Genomic DNA, 16884 nt, shown 5'->3' with positions numbered 1-16884 from the left:
TCCGGCCTGCTCTTTGCGAGAAAAGTGCCAGGCATTTTTGCTTTGATTTTGGACAGGATTGCCGGAAAAGAAGGCAAAATCAGGGGTTGCGGCGACCAGTTTGGCTACCTTGACACAGAAGAACCACAAAGATGGCTTTGATCTTGGAACATCTTAGTTAAGAGGCCGATCGAACGAGGGGGGTGGACCGCGATCGGCAGGGAAGCGCATGACGAAAGTGGTATAAGGTTCCCTGGAATCGACGAAGAATCGCCCTCGATGGCTTTCCACAATGCCCTTGGCAATACTGAGTCCAAGGCCCGAACCCTTGCCGATCTCCTTGGTGGTAAAAAAGGGCAGCATGATCTTCTCCGAGATGTCCCGAGGAATGCCAGGTCCCGAATCGACCACGCGCAGGGTCGTATAATTGCCATCGTGCAGCACCTGAATTTCAATCCAGGGATTCGGACCGGGATTCATCTGGAGGGCGTCGAAAGAATTATTCAAGAGATGGACCAGGACCTGAGTGATCTGCAGCGGTCGACACCAGAGAGCCAGGTCGGGAGGAAAGGGCGTGACGCGCAGCTGAAAACCATAGTTGCGAATCCGGGATTCACAAAACATCAGAGCATCATCAATAATGCGCTGAACAGGAACCCGTTTCGGTTCGGACTGATTATCCTCACGCGCGAAGGCCCGCAGACCCTGGACGATCTTGACGATACGACCCACCGTCTTTTCAATGCTCTCCACGGTACCTTCCACCAATTCACTGGTGAGAGCATTCCGACGAAAAAGCAGACGCAGTCGATGAGCCTGGCCTTGAATGATGGCCAGGGGATTATTGATTTCATGGGCCAGCCCCGCCGCCATTTCCCCAAGGATGGCCAGTTTTTCAGCCTGGACCACCTGCATCTTCTGCCGTTCGATTTGCTCCATGGTCCGGCGTGGTTCGGTCACATCATGGAAGATCCAGATATGCCCGCGAAACTGCTCGTTATCCACGGTGGGAATATAATCAAGTTCCAGAATACGCTCATCGACCGTGTAAAGCTCCACACCAAATCTTTTACTGCGCTCCTGCATGAGCGTTCGCACCAGATCCAGATAGTCATCAGGCTCGCTAAAGACCTTGTGAAGATGCTCCACGAGGGGCTTGCGCTGACCATCGCCCTCTTTTTGATCCAGAGCTTCGGGAAAGAGGTTCTTGAACGATTCATTCACATAAAGAATGCTGCCCGCCTCATCCTCAATCAAGGCAGCGAAATTCATATGATCAAGAAAGGTATGCAGCCTTGTAAGGGTGACACTCAAAGCCACGGCATTCATGGATTCCTCGAGCTGAACCACGATCTGTTGCGCCAGCTTCTTGAGCACAAGGACCTGTTCCGGCGACAGTGTCCGCTCACGATAATCCAGGACGCAGAGCGTTCCCAGATTGTGCCCACGGGAGGTCAGGAGCGGGGCACCGGCATAAAAACAAATACGCGGCTCACCTGTGACCAGAGGATTGTCCTGGAAAAAGGGATGCTCGAATGCATTGTTCACTATAAAAACCTGGTCATGCAGGATCGCATGAGCACAAAACGAAACATTACGGGGTGAGCCCTCGATATGAAGACCAACCGTGGCGCGAAACCATTGCCTATCGCTATCTATCAGGGAAATCGCCGCCATGGGTGCGACGCAAATGGTTGAGGCCAACAGCGTGTAATTCCCATAGGATTTTTCCACGATATTTTCCATGGCCTTGAGGCGCTTGAGCTCCAAAAGTCGCTCGGATTCATCGTGTGGACACGCTGGGTTTGACAAGGATGAGCTCTCATGTTTCGTGTTTCGTAGGTATCTATAGCAAGATTGTTGGAATGAAGTCAGTAGCCATCAGCAATATTCTGATAAAAAAACTACCTATGGCTGGTCTGCGGTGTGATTCTGCCAGCCTTAAGAGTGATAGGAAACGACTTAGTGGACGGGATGTATGACAGGCTCCGGCTGCCGCGACCGCGCGTTGGGTGGCCGCGAACCCCAGAGAGCGTTCATCACATCCTGATCGGTCACCTCGTCGAAGTTTTCATAGAACTGTGCGACCGCATGAAAATGCGGCGGTTGATCCAGAATGATCAATTCATCCACCTCCTGCTCCAATTTACGCGCGGTATCCGGTGGGGCGACGGGTGCGGCCACGATGAGTTTCGCCGGATTTTGAGCGCGCAGACTCTTGATGGCCGCAAAGACTGTGGAGCCCGTGGCAATGCCATCATCGATCAGAATGATGATGCGGTCGGCAGGATTCAGCTTGAGTTGATCCAGGCGATAGGCACGTCGCCTTTCCTCGATCAAGGCGAGCTGACGATTCAAGGCCTGTTTGAAGAGGCTCTCGGGAATATGGTAACCAGCCACATCCGGGTTGTGATAGACGAAACCTCCTTCGCTGACCGCACCGATCGCATATTCCTCATGTCCGGGCAGGGAGATTTTCCGGGCCAGGATCACGCCGAGTTCACCGTGCAGTTCATCAGCAATGATTTTCGCCATGGGCACAGCGCCACGCGGCAAAGCCATGATCAGTGGATTTTGGCCATTGTAACGGCCGAGGCACACCGCCAGCTGCTGAGCGGCGGTGGTTCGATCTTTAAATATCATCGTCCAACTCCTTCATAAACCAGGCTCTAGGAAAAACGATTGGCCAGAGTCGCACCCGTCATCTCATGGGCGATCTGCCGGCTGCTAATGGAGGCGAGCGCGTTCTGCAAGCGGGCCAGGATCTGCTGCAGATCATCGGCGGTGACGATCCCGACGAGGCTGCCACGCTCGTCCACGATCGGCAGGCGACGCACACCGGCCTCACTCATTCGTTCGATCGCGGTCAGAATCTCATCAAATTGGTTGATCACCTTGGGGTGACGGGCCATGACATCTTCAACGCGAACGCTTTCGGGCGCAATATCCTCCCCGACTATCAGCGTAACGATATCACGATCAGTTAACATTCCAACCGGACGAAGGGTTCCATGTTCACTTTCCACCACGACGACATCCCCCACGTGTTCTTCCCGCATGAGATGCGCAGCCTCCAGCACCGAGGCTTCGGCATGGATATGCACGACATGACGATTGCAAAAGTTTTTGATGTGAGTCATGTCCCTCTCCCCTTTCAAACGTAGTGATTCACCTCAGGCTGTCGGGAATGCAGATACAGCGAAAACCACTGTTCCGCGAGATTCGCAACCTGAGTCAGCGCTCCCGGTTCCTCGAATAGATGGGTGGCCCGTGGAACGATTTCCAGTCGGCATTGGGTTTGACTCATCCGTTCCCTGGCCTCCTGATTCATGCGCAGCACCTCGTGATCGTATCCACCTACAATCAAAAGCGTAGGAGCCTGAACGTCATCAAGATATGCAGCTGCCAGGTCCGGTCGACCGCCACGGGATACCACGGCCTGAATCAGTTCAGGCTGGATCGCCGCCGCCACCAGCGCCGCGGCGGCTCCGGTGCTGGCTCCAAAATAACCAATGCCGAGCCTTTGGGCCAGTTCATGCCGTTTGACCCAATCCGTGGCGAGCAGGAGTCGTTTGGCTAAAAAACCGATGTTGAATCGCAGCTGGCTCGTGCGGATATCCAATGCCTCTTCTTCCTCAGTGAGCAGATCCATCAGCAGCGTCGCCAGCCCCCGACTGCGCAGGTGTCTCGCGACATCCTGATTTCGTGGACTCAGGCGACCACTTCCGCTGCCATGGGCAAAAAGAACGATGCCCTGAGCACCGGTCGGGCAACCCAGGAGTCCCTGCAAAAGAATGCCATTGCGTTCTATCTTCACCGCTTCAACCCGGTCATTATCCATAAGAAACCTCAGAAAAAGGATGATTTCATGTTCCTGCCCTCGCTGTTGTTCACTATAAAACGCAACATTGATGCCAAGACCTGAGCCTGGCTCAGCGCTTGACCACTACAGATGAACATGCAAAGCAAATGCGGCTTAAAAGTGCGATTTGGAGCCGTCTTTTGATGAATTGGGACAGTGAGAGGAACGCTGAATAAACCGTCTGGCATAGTCAAACGCTGCGAGGACGCTGATGAGCCCGGTGAGATAAATGAGGTACACATTATACTTCGGCAGAAGAGGCAGACTGAACAATGTGATCAGTTGAAAACCCGTAGCCCACTTGCCGAGACGCGCCGGTGCCATATCACGGAAAGCGGAACCGCGGCCAAGCAGAAGCAGGATCAGACTGGAAAACGCTACAAAAAGATCCCGCATCGCCACCAGCAGGAGTTGCGGCAGTGTAATAAGATCCGCTCTTAAAAACGTCAGCGCGGCCGCCATCACAAAAATCTTATCCGCCACCGGATCCATAAGCTGGCCAAAGGCACTGACGGCCCGCAACCGGCGCGCGAGAAATCCATCCAGGAATTCCGACAAGGTTCCCCAGATGAGAGCCGGCAGCCAGCTCACAGCAGGCAGCCAGGGAAAAACCAGTCCCAGCATGAGCCGACTCATGGTCAGTGTATTCGGGATCTGAGCGCAGACGTCCTTGACTGTTACCCGGTGCTGGATTTCATTCATGAAACACCTCATACGATATCGCAGCGGGACACTTCCCTTCGCACGAGTCAGCGAACAATTTACCATCGGAACGCCCTTCCGATCTTTCGCCATTTCCTGTTTGTTCATGTGTGCCGTTCGTCACAATCTCTTGCCATTCCTCAAACCCGGAAACCTTCACCTGGACATCTTTACGTAATAGCCGGGTTCGGTCCTTGGTGCGTCAAGCTTCCTGCGAATGGTTGGGCCTGCTCTTTGCAAAGTCCTTATCCTGCTACGCGGTGGGATCATTTTTGTGCGCCCCGCAATATAGCCACTATCCTATTGTCCATTATCTGATACATGGAACTGTTCGTTGGAAAATTCAGGAGAAAACAATGTCAAAAATCTTGGCCCTGCTGGGACTTATTACCTTTGTCGCGGCCTGCGACAACAAAAAGGATGATTCATCCAAGGAGCCCGATCAACCAAGTGGTCAGATCGGGCCTGTCACACCGATACCTGAACCGACCGCAACTCCGGTTCCGGAGCCAGTTCCGGCGCCCGAGCCGAGTCCTGAGAACACCCCGACTCCGGTGCCCACTCCCGATGTGACGCCGCCTCCGGTTCCACAACCTGAGCCAACGCCAACTCCGGTGCCGACTCCCGAAGTGACACCGACACCTGTTCCTGAAAATCCAACACCGACGCCCGAGCCAACTCCGACGCCGGAGCCAACGCCAGGACCGACTCCCAATCCAACGCCGACGCCTGAGCCGACCCCGGTTCCGACACCTGAACCGGCTCCGGTCCTCAGCGGTTTGAATATTACGGTTGAAGGCGAACCCATTGTAGGCGCAAGCCTTCAGCTGCGTACAGTGGCTACCTGGGAAAACCCGACCACCAGCAAGGACGTGCAGGCGGAATTGACTCTTGTTCAGAACGATGCCGCCGCAAAACTTCAGGCGCACGGTGTACTCGTGGCTGACAGACATGGTTCCGTGACCGTCGAAGCCAGCTTCGAAGGCAAAAAAGCGACTGCCACGGTGCAGTTTCAATATCCCTCTCAGTTCTGGGTGTATCGCGAGGACGGCAATGGTCTTCTCTTCAATACACCCTGGGATAAGGAGGAAGGGGACGAAATCAAACGGTCCGCGGAAGGTGTTCCGGACTTTGCCGTTGCATGTCTGAAGAAAAGCCAGGAGGCTCTGGCCGCGGCTGAGGCCGATGGCTCTCTGAACTGGAATGCCCTGGCCAGCAAGGGTGCCACGCAAAAAATGGTGTACCTCGTCAATGTTGTCAGCCGGAGCAATCGTCTGCGGGCTTTACGTAATCTCGATCGGGATGCTTACTTCTGGCACTGGACTTCAGAATCGTCACGGCCTTATCTCGCGATGAGCAACTTCAAACGCGGGACCTTTGTCTGGGAAGTCGTGGCAAGTCCGGAAGCCTGTGTCCAGCCTTCTATCCAGGAAGCCCAACGTTACGTCGACTACGCGGCCAAACGCCTATCAAAGAAATAAGCGAGGATACAGCCCCTTATGAAAGCGATGATGAAACCTTCTCTGCTGGCCCTGACTCTTCTGAGTATCAGCTGTCAGGAAAATAATACAGACAGTTCAATCAAGGTCACTTCCGTCAAACATACTTCGGTCAAGCGTCAGTCGATCGGCAACTGCTGGCTCTACGCCCAGGCCACCTGGCTTGAGTCCTTGCTCAAGGACACCACGGGTGAGGACGTGGACGTCTCCGAAACCTACTGGACCTACTGGGACCTTTATCACAAGCTTTTGGAAAAAGAGCCTGTTCCCGAGGAGGAGCTGAACACCGGTGGCAACTGGAGTATGTCCAGCAATATTATCAAAAGGTACGGCTGGGTCACCGAAGCGGAATTCATCGAAAGTGATGCCGCCGAAACGATGTCGGAAGCTCAGGCCTGTGCGGAAGACTATATCCTGAAGAACGGCAAGGAGAATGGATCCTTGTACGATGTGAGTCTCCGGTCTGAAGCCTATGTACGGGCGGAGCTGGACAAAGCCTTCAGTTGCGATGGCAAATATCAAGTTGATATGGAAGCCGCCCTCGCGAAAAGCCGCAAGGCTGATGAGACGATGCTCGTGGATGTGAAAACCAGTGAAGAGTATTCCTTGACTGAGATGCTGTCCCGCTGGAGCCAGGTCAGTGGCCCGGGCAACCGTGGGGTCTATGAGGGCAAGAAGCTGCTCTCTGAGGTGGAACTTGACCGTTACCGTAACCTGGAGCTACGGATCAAGAAGGCCCTGAATGATCATTATCCGGTGGTGATGTCGTTCTATGTGACCTTCAATGCGCCGGATCAAAATGGTGTCTTTAACCTGAATACACTGGCTGAAAAAGGTGAACTCGGCAGTGGCGGTGGACACATGGTGGTGTTCCATGACTATACCGTGGATAACGTTCCGTCCGAGGACGGCTTTGTTTCCCTGGGTGAAGGGGATATGGAGCCTGAGCTGAAGGAAAAAGCCCTGCTTGGAGATATGAATTACCTTGTCGCCAAGAACTCCTGGGGCGCCAACCGTTGGGATCGACCCTGGCTGCGGGATGGTTTCAGCCGCTTTACCTGGGATTATCTGCAGAACCGTTACTGGGATGAAGAGAGCGAAGTGTATCGCTCGTTCCTACGGTCGGTGGTGTTGCCGGCTGGGTATTGAAGCTTGGGTATGAAAAAGGCGATCGCGAGATCGCCTTTTTTTGCTGTTAACGAGGAACGAAGGCTGTTCCGCCCAGTGCGCTTGCATCGGTGGGACCAAAGTTAACATCCGTCTCGCTGGAAGCTGGATCAGCATCATAGTCGAGGGAAACGTTACCCGCTCCACTGGTATTTGCGTATTCTTCGAAAGCCTGCACACTGCCGCTGACCAGTTTGTTACCTGCCTTTCTCTTCATAAAATATCCGTCAGCCATCAGCAGCGTCGCATCGAAACCGGTGGATTCAGAAAGATCGGTTGCCGCAAAGACAAAATCCCCTTCTGCAGGACAGACATTGGCCGTCTCGGTACTGACGCTACCCCGGAAATGTATTTTGTCTTCGTTTGCGAAGAGGTTGACCGCACAGAGTTCATGAGGGGCAGTCATGACGGCTTGCACCGACTTTTCCGTCTGGTTGGCGATGATATGGACGATGGTGCCCGCTTCATTTGCAGTCTGGCTGAAGGACGAGAGATAGCCATCGAACAGGTTGTTTCCGTCCGCTTGTGGGGTGACTTTAACAACGGATGCGGTGACAGGTCCGCGTTCATAGATATAACTGGTTCCATCGGTGTCCTTGCCCCAAATCATAAAGCTGTCGGTTTCGAGAGTATCATAGCACTGGACTTTAAGAGCAAAGGTCTGCCCATCGGGCGTTACAATGCTGGCGTCGGTTGGCGTTGCGGTGATGCATTCGGGAACAGCATCAACTTCCATATCGGCTATGCGTGCATTGAGTTCGTCGATGCGGGCCTGGAAAGCTGCGATCATATTGGGGATGGAGTTGCCGGCCTCTGTGAGATACAGACGGTCGCGGACCTGGGTGAGGACGGCCTCATTGGCTAAATTGAGGGTAGTTTGGGTTTGCAGCTGGCTTGGGGTTGACTCGCTGACGATTGTGCTGGTGTTGAAGTCAAAGACGCCCTGACCATACTTGTCTTTGCTATCGTCCTTGCATCCCCAGGTTAGCGCGGCCAGGCTTGAAAGTGCAGCGAACGTTTTTACTGTTTTCATATTTTCCCCACTCAATAGATAGTTTCATCCATGGTATCAAGTTTTGATGGAAAAGGGGGCGTAAGCAGCGAATGCTCCTGGAATTGGAGTTTTGATAAGTAAGGATGGAAACGGCTGAGGTTCGACGAGCAAGGTGCTTGATCCCATAGGTCGTCAAGGTGCTCACCGGTTTGTTATTTACCATCATACCGGTTAGACTTGTGCTTTGGCTGGAAAATCACAGTCCATCCCATCCTTTTTTCGGGGTCAATCCATGCTCTTTTTTACTCAGCGATGCTCGAGTCCACTGAAGTTTTTGCTTTTGGTGGCTGCTTTTACTGCTTGTGGTGATGGAGAGAAAAGTAACAACGGCGGGAAAGCTCAGACCTATAATTTCACCTCTTCTGCCTCAGTTCAACTCAAGTCAACGGCGTTTCCATTGATGCAACCCGGTTTTGTCACGGCCAGTCCTCCCAGTTGTGTCGATAACATCTGTTTAACCCCGACGGAATTAACCGGCAAGTACTATGCTGTCGGGTTGATGATTCAATCCGGCGGCAACGGGATGAATGCTTACTTTGGACAGGACCAATGGTCTGATATCACCGGAACATCTCCTACGTTCGATTTCAGCTTTAAATCCCCAATTACGCAAGCGGGCGATTTAATTTGCTGTACGAGCGAAGGCGACCTGTCGGGTGATAATACTTATTTTTCAGATGCCATCTATTTATTCGGTTACATAGATGCCACCTTTACTATCGCTGCTGACAGTGGCGCACATGGGGATGCCGTCGGTACCCATACGGTTCGATTCGTTCTTGCCGATGATAGCATCAGTGGCGGCAAACGTGGCGATCTCCTTATCAAGGATGCCGAGGAGTTCAAGTGGATGGACGCTGCGGGAGCCCTATCCACATCCCGACCAGCCGATGCTATTACCATGAATGAAGACGTTGTTGCCTTTCCCGATCCCTATGGTGACGGAAAAGGGACTATCGCCATACCGATCATCAGAACCTCGGTGAACGCCCCAGCCTCTGGCGAAGTTTTTCAAGTTTCCGAAGAGGAACTTAAGATTGCAGACCGCACGTACTCATTCGATTTCAATGCCAGTGGATTTGTGTGGTTCCCCACACTTCTGCAAAACGACATTGGAATGCTGGAATCTCGAAAGGCTCTGTTGAGCAAAATCCACATGCAAGGGCTACCCCATAGCCAGTATGGGGATGGCGGAGCTTATGGTGCCTCTGGTGATACAACTTTAACAATCACGGCTCCCTGACTCAATTGATGACACTTATCATATTGAAATATCCGTGGTTCACCAAGGATTTCCCGAAAATGACCTACCTCTGACGAAACCAATCGGCCAGGGTATGGCCGCTGGTGAAGAGCTTGCGCCACTAAACCCTGGCAGCTTTGTGCCGAAAGAGTAAGCATTCGGCCACTCAAAATGTCAGAAGGATGAATTATGAGCCGTTGGTTGCCCCTCCTCTTCGTATCTCTTTTTATCGTGCAATGCCGTCCCGGCAATCAACCGACGAGCTCCAATGCACGTGGCGCGAACCGAACGGATGGGGCTGACGCAAAGGTCCAGGGTCCCGACTGTATGGATGAAGGCTGCCCGGCCTACCAGGATTACGAAGATGAAGAGACCGTGGCCATTGAGCCGACCAGTGTAGCCGGAGGCTTCCTCACCTGTCTGAAGGCGGCTGATCCGGCTTTCCTCGCCTGCCAGGTCCAAAACGAGAAAACTCAGGTTCGAGTTCCATCCAGCGCCCGCCTCGATTGGTCCGTCGCCTCCGGGGGCAACTCCCTGCCGACGACGGCCAAGGTTCATGATGCGCTCGCTGCGGGCACTTACTTCTATGTGAATATGCCTGTCGGAGATGTCGCTTCCGTCAGCCTGAGTGTTAAGGAAGGAGAAGCTTCCGATACACTGAGCTTTGCGATGACAAGTCTGCCGCCAGACGACACAACCATAACGTTGGCCGCCATGCCCGCCGTTGAGATTCCTCCGTCTTCGATAGACTCAACAGGTTCGTTTGAGTTGGAGCAGACCCTTGGCAACGGCGTCCTGTCCGATGAGAACGATGGCTGCCTCGGACAGACCGATGGCAATACCGCAAGCCAGACCGTCACCAAGGATATCAATTATGCTGATGATGCCGGCAAGGTCAGTCTCTATGCGGATGGCATCTGTGGTCTTCAGAAAAATAATGTTTATATGGCGCTCACGGCTCAGCCACCAGCCAAACAGGTGCTCGTGAAGCTGGTTCCGAATGCCAAGCGGCTCTTGATGTTCAAAAACCTGGATTTTGTTCCGGGTCCGATGTCCTTTACGTTCGGCTATCAAGGCAACGACACGCAGGATGACGTCAGGCTCGGATCCTTCACATTCGTGCATTGAACTGGTTTGCAGACTGGCGTCAAACACGAGGCCAGTCGTCTTCCAGCACCGCGTATAACACGGAGTCCCGCCAGCTGCCGCGCTGCAGTACATTCTTCCGCAGATACCCCTCGCGTTTGAGGCCTATTTTTTCCAGGACCCTTTGCGACGGCACATTGTGTGGCGACGTTGTGGCGAAAATTCGGTGTAATCCAAGTTCGGTGAAACCGAAGTGGATGACCGCTCGGGCAGCCTCGCTCGCGTATCCCTGGTGCCATTGATCCCGACGCAAGGTGTAACCGATCTCGGCTTCTCGGGTTTGGGGGTTGCGAATATTCAGCGAGACGTTGCCGATTAATTCGTTAGTAGACTTCAGAACCAAGGCTAATGCAAAGTTCACTCGTGGTTGCGCGTCAATTGCCATGAGCGCCTTGTTCATATAATCCATGGTCTCGTCCCGGGTGAGCGGTCCCCAGGATGAATGGGTCGCAACTTCCGGGTCTCCGGTAAAGCGCAGGATGCTCTCGAGATCGGAACCATCCCTTGCATAGTCTCTCAGGAATGTTCGTTTGGATTCGATTTTGATCATGATAGCCTCAATAACGTGATCCGTGGAAGCGGGTTGGTGTACACGATTACAGATTCAGGCATAAGTCGTATCTGTGCAGTCCCGGCCCATATCCGTTCAGAGTTTCTTTCTCGACCCGGAATCCATATCGCTTGTAGAAACCCAAGCTCTTCTGGCTTGTATCCATGTGTAAGACTGAAGCTCCGGTCTTACGAATCGCCTCCAACCGCTGATCGAATAGAAATGTCCCAATTCCTTGACCATGCACGCTTCGCTCCACCATCCCCCAAGCCAGGTCCGCCTCGCCTCTCTCTATCACGAAACCGCCACAAGCAACGATAATGCCTTGACCGTCTTCGACCACGAAATACGGTAAGCGCTCCTTCGTCAGATACCGCTCGAAAGCTTCACGCTCCTGGAACGCAAAGAATTCGGGTGTATTTCCATCAAAGATCGCCAGGCACCGGTCGTGATCCTGGCGCTGGCAGTCCCTAAAGCGTAATTCCTGAGGCATAGTCCATCCTTCATTTATCACGATGCATAGAGCGATGTGTAGCGATCTCAAGGAGCCAAACTACCAGCGAAATGTGTTCAATCACCGAAGGTATAAATCACGTTCGGCAGCCTGAAGGGCCGCTTCCATTCGCTGGGATTTTCCCTCAGAATCTGGACCTGCTCCTGCACAAAAGTATCCGATGGATTCAGTTCCAGAGATTTGCTGGCAAGCGCCAGGGCTAAATTCATATCACCCTTTTCATGGGCTGCGATTGCGAGATAATAATGAGCCTGCGCGCTCTGCGGGTAGTTTTGTAGATGTTCCTTGACAAGGTTCTCGATCTTTTCCACTTCGTCCCTGTGCATATGGTATTTGAAGCGATAGGCCAGCGCATCTTCAGGATTCTCTAATTCTGTTGTCTCAGCCAGAGCTTCAAACTCATCAAGGTAAGTTATGTCCATGTAGGCAAGATCCGTCAGCAAGGAAAGCCTGAGATTTTCAAGACCGGCGGGTGCATCCCGGGACTCCAGTTCATCAAGCAGGGCGAGAATGCTCAGGATATCCGCGGCGGTCTTGTCGTTTTTTCCGCTGCGCGCATACAGCTTGCTGAGCAGCACATTGGCTGGCAAGTCCTGGGCGTCGACATACTCCGTGCCGATATCAATCAATTGAGTCTTCAATCCGATGATAGGGGTGAGGCAGCTGGATGCGTGAATACCCGCTTGGCAAGCTGCCCGGATCTCTTCGAGGTTTGTTCCGCCCCGTCCGGATCCGGTTTGCAGGGCCTGCTGACAAGCGTCGCTGATCTGGGCTTCCTGCCGCATGATGCTTCGCATCAGCTCTTCACTCGATAGCAGGGCAAGCCTATCGTATTCCATTGCACAGGCTGTTTTATCTTTTTCTGCTGGCTTGTAGTCAAACGGCTGAGTTAGAGCGGAAAGGTCAACGTTCTGAGGCTTTTTCCTTTTTACCAGGTCAGCTTCCCGGGCTGTGGATCCAGCTGTGACGGGGTTTTGATGGATCGAGACCGACGGCTCGCCCTTATCAAAGAGGGCTTTGCCTAGAACTATGACCAGGCCGCCCGCCATAACGCCGGCCACAAGGCTAATCCATTTCCGGTTTTCTGTATTCACCTCTGTACCTTTCTCTGTAGCCACGAGATAAGCGGCTTCCATCGAAGCAGAATCAACAGTCCCGCAAGGCCGAGAGTCCATGAAACCTCGGCGTACCCTGTCTTGCGGGCAAACATATAATGCAGACTGACCAGAAGTACATCAGGAAACATGAGGCGATGCGGAGTTTTGCATTTGCGATCGGTTATTCGGCGCCTGCGGAATGAATCGGGATGAACCCAACCTTCAGCATTGGACAGCTCAGCTCTCGAACTGAATGGACAGTTTTCGCAGTCCGATTCCTTGTGCCAGAGATTACGGTTTCCATGCTCTGTTGATGCCATGGAACAAAAACAAAAAAGGCGATCTTGCGATCGCCTTTAAATCTTTCATTTGGAGGCGCCGACCGGATTCGAACCGGTATGGTAACGATTTGCAATCGTTTGCGTAGCCTTTCCGCCACAGCGCCGAGAGCTAGAGATATACAGACTCGACCGAAGAGTGTCCAGCATATTTTTTTAAAAAACTGTTTGCTCCTGCCATCTTAGCGTTTCCGCCATTCCCGAAAAATAATCAAAAGAATTTCCGTGTCACGCAGGTAACGCCTCACCAGCCGGCGTGGCTGCTGGCACATGCGGAAAATCCATTCCGCCCCGATGCGCTGCATCCAAACGGGGGCACGGCGGACAGTCCCGGCACAGAATTCGAGGGCGGCGCCGATGCCGAGGAGCAGACCGGATTTGAGCTGCGGGGCGGCGCGGTACATCCACAGTTCCTGCTTGGGAGCGCCGAGGGCCACGAAGACGATATCGGGGGCAGAGGCTTGAATTTTTTGCAGGATCCGGGCTTCCTGTTCCGGGTGGTTTTCGAAACCATAGGGAGGACAGTCCGTGCCGCAGACCTGAAGGCCCGGATAACGCTCCTCCAATTTTACTTTGGCCAGATCGGCCACTCCGGGTGGGCCGCCGAGCAGATAGACACGCAGACCCAGTCGGGCCGCCTCCGCACAGAGGCGGGGCATCAGCTCGGACCCGGTCACCCGTTCGGGGAGAGGCTTGCCGAGAAGACGCGAAGCCCAGACCAGCGGCATGCCATCGGCGATCACAAGATGCGCGGCCTCATACACACGACGCAAATCCGCCCGCGTTTCCAGCTGCACAATATGATCACTGTTCGGTGTGACAACAAAACGGCAGGGAGTTTGTCCTGCGAAGCTGACGGCTCGCCGCAAGGCCTCGTCCATATCCACTACATCGATGTTGGCATACCCGAGGCGGAGTTTGTCACTCACCGGTCCTTGGCCTTTCGCATGGGGGCTGAACTTTCATTTTAGCCTTTTTCTTGCACCGCGCAAAGGATTGCCTCTACGATGGTTGAGTCAGACGAAGGAGTCTTCATGCAATCAACGTCCCCTCTGCAACCCATGCACATGAACATCACGAGCCAGGACCTTCAGGGCAATGGCCGCCTCGGTCGCTATATTTTGCTTCCCGGATCCGATGGTCGCGCCGAAGCCATCGCGCAACGCCTGCAGAATGTCAAGATGCAGCCTCATTCACGTCGGCACAACTTTTATATCGGCAGCTGGCAGGGCATCGATATCGGTGTGATGAGCTCCGGCATGGGTTGCCCGAGCATGGATATCATCGCCACTGAACTTCTGCATCAGGGCGCGCGGCGCATCATTCGGGTGGGAACCGCAGGCTCCCTGCAGCCGCAGCGCCTGAGGATCGGCAGTCTCGTCGTTCCCACCGCGGCTGTCCGCGATGAAGGCACGAGTCGGCATTATCTCGATCGCAGCATTCCTGTGCTGGCCTCGCTGGAATTTCTTGATGCGGTGCGGCGCGCGGCCGTCGAGCATAAGCTGAATGATCGGCTTTTTATGGGCCTGACGCACACCAAGGATTCGCTTTATGCGCGCGAATTTGGTGAAGGCCCCCTGCAGGCCGAACATGAGCGCTACATGCAGCACCTGCAGGCCGCCGGTGTCCTGGCCTCGGAAATGGAATGCGCTCAGCTTTTCACGCTGACCCAGGTGTGGAATCAAAAACTTCTGCAAACCGAAACCGATCGTCCTCTGGTCCGCTCGGGGGCCATCCTTGCTGTGATCGGGGATGATCAGCCCTTTGCGGATGGCCAGGAGGTCAAGACCACCATTGAACGCGCCATCGATCTTGGCTTTGCCACTATCGCCAGCTGGCATAAAAACGAGGACCGTCCATGGTTATGAGTTGGGACCAAATTTTATCCCTGGTGGGAGCCGCTCTCCTCCTGTCGGCCTATGCCCTGCAGGCCATCGCTCGCGAGGGCGCCTATAAGAAGACCAATCTTTTGATGAACCTTCTGGGTTCATCGGCACTGACCGTGACTGCGGTCGTGAACAATCAGATCGGCTTTATCCTGCTCGAAGGCATCTGGGCTTTGATCAGCGTCTGGTCACTGTCCCGTGTTATCCTGAAGGAACGCTCCTGAATTTTCAACTGCACGAGGTCCATCATGCTGCGACAAAGTCCTGGCGTCTGGCTGTTTTTGCTGTTTTGCACCAACCTGGCTCAGGCCGCTGAATCGGTTCGTTTCAAGATTCCGGCCCAGCCGCGGCGGATCAGTCCCGAGATCTATGGTTTCGGCACTTACATGCATGAGGACAGGGACAACGAACAGATCTGGGAGATGCAGCCCACCAACTACCGCTGGGGTGGGAATACCAGCAGCCGCTTCAACTATAAAATCGATGCCTGGAACGCCGCTCAGGACTGGTTCTTTCACAACTATGCCGCCGACAAACCCAAAATGATTCCGCGCTTCATGGCGGAAAATGTGAAACGAAAGGTGGCCTCGTATATCACGCTGCCCATGCTTCCCTGGATCGCCAAGGACGGCAAGTCGATGAGTTTCCCACGCTCCCTGTTTCCCGCCCAGGAGCGCTTCGATGGAGATGCCGGCAATGGCATCAGTCCGGATGGAAAAAAATTGAAGGCTGATCCCAAACTCACGAGCATTCCCAACAGCCCGGAATTTGTCGCTGGGTGGGTGAAGGAACTGAAAACCCAGTTCGGGCCCTATCCCCACTATTACATCATGGATAACGAGCCCATGCTTTGGAACAGCACCCACCGTGATGTGGTGCATGAACCCCTGCGCTATGATACCTACCTCGCCCGCTATATCAGCTTCGCTCAGGCCGTGCGCAAGGCCGATCCGGCTGCGGTCATCGTCGGGCCGGCCGCCTGGGGCTGGATGGAAATGCAGTATTCCGCCTGGGATATCGAAGGACCGCACAGCGGTGGCAAGCGGCAGATGGATCGAAAGGCGCACGGCGATCAACCTTTCCTCGAATGGTTTCTGGATCAGCTGAAGAAAAAGGAAAAGGAGCTGAAGATTTCACTCCTCGATCAGCTCGATGTGCACTATTACCCGGAAATGGATCGCTGGCCCTCCGGTGACGACAGGACCCCGGCCCGGCGCCAGGCCCTTCTGAATTCCACACGTTCCCTCTGGGATCCGCAGTATAAGGACCAGAGCTGGATCGATGAAAAAATACAGTTCATCCCACGACTGCAGGCTCTGGCCAAACGTCTGCGACCGGACGTAAAGGTTTCGATCGGGGAATATAACTTCCGTTCGGAATACGACATCGCCGGCGCCATCGCTCAGGCTGAAATCCTCGGCATTTTCGCTCGCACAGGGCTGCATGCCGCTCAGTACTGGGACTTCCCCAAACGCGACGGCACCCACCGTTATGCCTTCCTTCTGTTTCGCAACTACGATGGCAAGGGGTCGACCTTTGGTGACGAATGGATCGACAACACCGTGAATAGTCAGGAGCATGTCTCGGTTTTTGCGGCAAGACACAGCAAGTCCCGCCGCGTGACCTTCGTTCTGCTCAACAAGCATGTGGATCAAAAGCAAACCCTGAAGCTGGATCTCAAGCCCTGGGCATCACCCAAGGGTTTGCGACTTTTCAGTTATTTTTCTCCCAGCAATGATGGCAAAATTAAAGGAGAAAATCGCAAGCTCAAACCGGGACCCGAGGTTTCCATCAGCATGCAGCCTTTAAGCATGCACCTTCTCGAGCTTGCCTACTGAGGATCGTTC

The 16884-nt window shown here is 53.9% G+C and carries 17 protein-coding genes and 1 tRNA gene; 7 read left to right on the top strand and 11 right to left on the bottom strand.

Going from position 1 to position 16884, the window contains the following annotated elements:
- Nucleotides 1-153 precede the first annotated feature (153 nt).
- The 5 genes from OLTU_RS10380 to OLTU_RS10360 form a co-directional block, all read right to left on the bottom strand.
- Complete coding sequence (locus OLTU_RS10380) at nt 154-1791, bottom strand: ATP-binding protein (protein WP_141732688.1); 1638 nt, start codon at nt 1789-1791, stop codon at nt 154-156.
- A gap of 150 nt (nt 1792-1941) precedes the next feature.
- On the bottom strand, nt 1942-2622 hold the full coding sequence (locus OLTU_RS10375) for a phosphoribosyltransferase (protein ID WP_141732687.1): 681 nt from the start codon (nt 2620-2622) through the stop codon (nt 1942-1944).
- Between the two features lie 26 nt (nt 2623-2648).
- Nucleotides 2649-3119 (bottom strand): CBS domain-containing protein, encoded by a 471-nt coding sequence (locus OLTU_RS10370; RefSeq protein ID WP_141732686.1) that lies wholly within the window; start codon nt 3117-3119, stop codon nt 2649-2651.
- Nucleotides 3120-3133: 14 nt separating this feature from the next.
- Nucleotides 3134-3820, bottom strand: a complete 687-nt coding sequence (locus OLTU_RS10365) for a dienelactone hydrolase family protein (protein WP_141732685.1) — start codon at nt 3818-3820, stop codon at nt 3134-3136.
- Between the two features lie 135 nt (nt 3821-3955).
- Nucleotides 3956-4543, bottom strand: coding sequence for a CDP-alcohol phosphatidyltransferase family protein (locus OLTU_RS10360; RefSeq protein WP_176736504.1), 588 nt, complete (start codon nt 4541-4543; stop codon nt 3956-3958).
- 356 nt (nt 4544-4899) lie between these two features.
- Here OLTU_RS10360 and OLTU_RS31865 point away from each other — a divergent pair, with 356 nt between their 5' ends.
- The gene (locus OLTU_RS31865) at nt 4900-6024 is read left to right on the top strand and encodes a hypothetical protein (protein ID WP_176736503.1); all 1125 of its coding nucleotides are present in this window, start codon (nt 4900-4902) and stop codon (nt 6022-6024) included.
- A gap of 18 nt (nt 6025-6042) precedes the next feature.
- Nucleotides 6043-7191, top strand: coding sequence for a C1 family peptidase (locus OLTU_RS10350; RefSeq protein WP_141732683.1), 1149 nt, complete (start codon nt 6043-6045; stop codon nt 7189-7191).
- A 46-nt stretch (nt 7192-7237) separates the two neighbouring features.
- Here the strand turns inward: OLTU_RS10350 and OLTU_RS10345 are convergent, their stop codons facing one another.
- Nucleotides 7238-8242, bottom strand: a complete 1005-nt coding sequence (locus OLTU_RS10345) for a hypothetical protein (protein ID WP_141732682.1) — start codon at nt 8240-8242, stop codon at nt 7238-7240.
- 253 nt (nt 8243-8495) lie between these two features.
- Between OLTU_RS10345 and OLTU_RS10340 the strand changes: the two genes are divergently transcribed.
- Nucleotides 8496-9506 (top strand): hypothetical protein, encoded by a 1011-nt coding sequence (locus tag OLTU_RS10340; RefSeq protein WP_141732681.1) that lies wholly within the window; start codon nt 8496-8498, stop codon nt 9504-9506.
- A gap of 189 nt (nt 9507-9695) precedes the next feature.
- The gene (locus OLTU_RS10335) at nt 9696-10634 is read left to right on the top strand and encodes a hypothetical protein (protein ID WP_141732680.1); all 939 of its coding nucleotides are present in this window, start codon (nt 9696-9698) and stop codon (nt 10632-10634) included.
- Nucleotides 10635-10653: 19 nt separating this feature from the next.
- Here OLTU_RS10335 and OLTU_RS10330 read toward each other — a convergent pair whose 3' ends face one another.
- The 5 genes from OLTU_RS10330 to OLTU_RS10310 form a co-directional block, all read right to left on the bottom strand.
- The gene (locus tag OLTU_RS10330; RefSeq protein WP_141732679.1) at nt 10654-11202 is read right to left on the bottom strand and encodes a GNAT family N-acetyltransferase; all 549 of its coding nucleotides are present in this window, start codon (nt 11200-11202) and stop codon (nt 10654-10656) included.
- A 46-nt stretch (nt 11203-11248) separates the two neighbouring features.
- Complete coding sequence (locus OLTU_RS10325; protein WP_141732678.1) at nt 11249-11695, bottom strand: GNAT family N-acetyltransferase; 447 nt, start codon at nt 11693-11695, stop codon at nt 11249-11251.
- 77 nt (nt 11696-11772) lie between these two features.
- Complete coding sequence (locus tag OLTU_RS10320; RefSeq protein ID WP_218109960.1) at nt 11773-12852, bottom strand: tetratricopeptide repeat protein; 1080 nt, start codon at nt 12850-12852, stop codon at nt 11773-11775.
- Between the two features lie 331 nt (nt 12853-13183).
- Nucleotides 13184-13258 (bottom strand) — tRNA-Cys (locus OLTU_RS10315).
- Between the two features lie 75 nt (nt 13259-13333).
- Entirely contained in the window at nt 13334-14080 is a 747-nt protein-coding gene (locus OLTU_RS10310) for a WecB/TagA/CpsF family glycosyltransferase (RefSeq protein ID WP_141732676.1), read from the bottom strand.
- Nucleotides 14081-14185: 105 nt separating this feature from the next.
- On the opposite strand from OLTU_RS10310, the gene OLTU_RS10305 reads away from it, so the two are divergent.
- From OLTU_RS10305 to OLTU_RS10295, 3 genes are read left to right on the top strand one after another with little or no spacing between them, the layout of a single operon-like run.
- Nucleotides 14186-15019: a nucleoside phosphorylase gene (locus OLTU_RS10305; protein ID WP_176736502.1), complete on the top strand. Its 834-nt coding sequence runs from the start codon at nt 14186-14188 to the stop codon at nt 15017-15019.
- A complete protein-coding gene (locus OLTU_RS10300; protein ID WP_141732674.1) occupies nt 15010-15261 on the top strand; it encodes a CBU_0592 family membrane protein in 252 nt (83 codons plus the stop codon). Before OLTU_RS10305 ends, OLTU_RS10300 begins: the two co-directional genes overlap by 10 nt.
- Before the next feature lie 24 nt (nt 15262-15285).
- The gene (locus OLTU_RS10295) at nt 15286-16875 is read left to right on the top strand and encodes a glycoside hydrolase family 44 protein (RefSeq protein ID WP_141732673.1); all 1590 of its coding nucleotides are present in this window, start codon (nt 15286-15288) and stop codon (nt 16873-16875) included.
- Nucleotides 16876-16884: the final 9 nt, after the last annotated feature.

This window comes from Oligoflexus tunisiensis (genome assembly GCF_001748245.1).
GTDB classification, from domain to species: Bacteria; Bdellovibrionota_B; Oligoflexia; order Oligoflexales; family Oligoflexaceae; genus Oligoflexus; species Oligoflexus tunisiensis.
This window is presented reverse-complemented; position numbering and strand designations above follow the sequence as displayed.

Coding starts and splice junctions, on each gene's coding strand:
- OLTU_RS10340 (WP_141732681.1), top strand. CDS start 8,496: ATGCTCTTTTTTACTCAGCGATGCTCGAGTCCACTGAAGTTTTTGCTT.
- OLTU_RS10365 (WP_141732685.1), bottom strand. CDS start 3,820: ATGGATAATGACCGGGTTGAAGCGGTGAAGATAGAACGCAATGGCATT.
- OLTU_RS10295 (WP_141732673.1), top strand. CDS start 15,286: ATGCTGCGACAAAGTCCTGGCGTCTGGCTGTTTTTGCTGTTTTGCACC.
- OLTU_RS10305 (WP_176736502.1), top strand. CDS start 14,186: ATGCAATCAACGTCCCCTCTGCAACCCATGCACATGAACATCACGAGC.
- OLTU_RS31865 (WP_176736503.1), top strand. CDS start 4,900: ATGTCAAAAATCTTGGCCCTGCTGGGACTTATTACCTTTGTCGCGGCC.
- OLTU_RS10335 (WP_141732680.1), top strand. CDS start 9,696: ATGAGCCGTTGGTTGCCCCTCCTCTTCGTATCTCTTTTTATCGTGCAA.
- OLTU_RS10325 (WP_141732678.1), bottom strand. CDS start 11,695: ATGCCTCAGGAATTACGCTTTAGGGACTGCCAGCGCCAGGATCACGAC.
- OLTU_RS10370 (WP_141732686.1), bottom strand. CDS start 3,119: ATGACTCACATCAAAAACTTTTGCAATCGTCATGTCGTGCATATCCAT.
- OLTU_RS10300 (WP_141732674.1), top strand. CDS start 15,010: ATGGTTATGAGTTGGGACCAAATTTTATCCCTGGTGGGAGCCGCTCTC.
- OLTU_RS10360 (WP_176736504.1), bottom strand. CDS start 4,543: ATGAATGAAATCCAGCACCGGGTAACAGTCAAGGACGTCTGCGCTCAG.
- OLTU_RS10320 (WP_218109960.1), bottom strand. CDS start 12,852: ATGGAAGCCGCTTATCTCGTGGCTACAGAGAAAGGTACAGAGGTGAAT.
- OLTU_RS10330 (WP_141732679.1), bottom strand. CDS start 11,202: ATGATCAAAATCGAATCCAAACGAACATTCCTGAGAGACTATGCAAGG.
- OLTU_RS10345 (WP_141732682.1), bottom strand. CDS start 8,242: ATGAAAACAGTAAAAACGTTCGCTGCACTTTCAAGCCTGGCCGCGCTA.
- OLTU_RS10350 (WP_141732683.1), top strand. CDS start 6,043: ATGAAAGCGATGATGAAACCTTCTCTGCTGGCCCTGACTCTTCTGAGT.
- OLTU_RS10375 (WP_141732687.1), bottom strand. CDS start 2,622: ATGATATTTAAAGATCGAACCACCGCCGCTCAGCAGCTGGCGGTGTGC.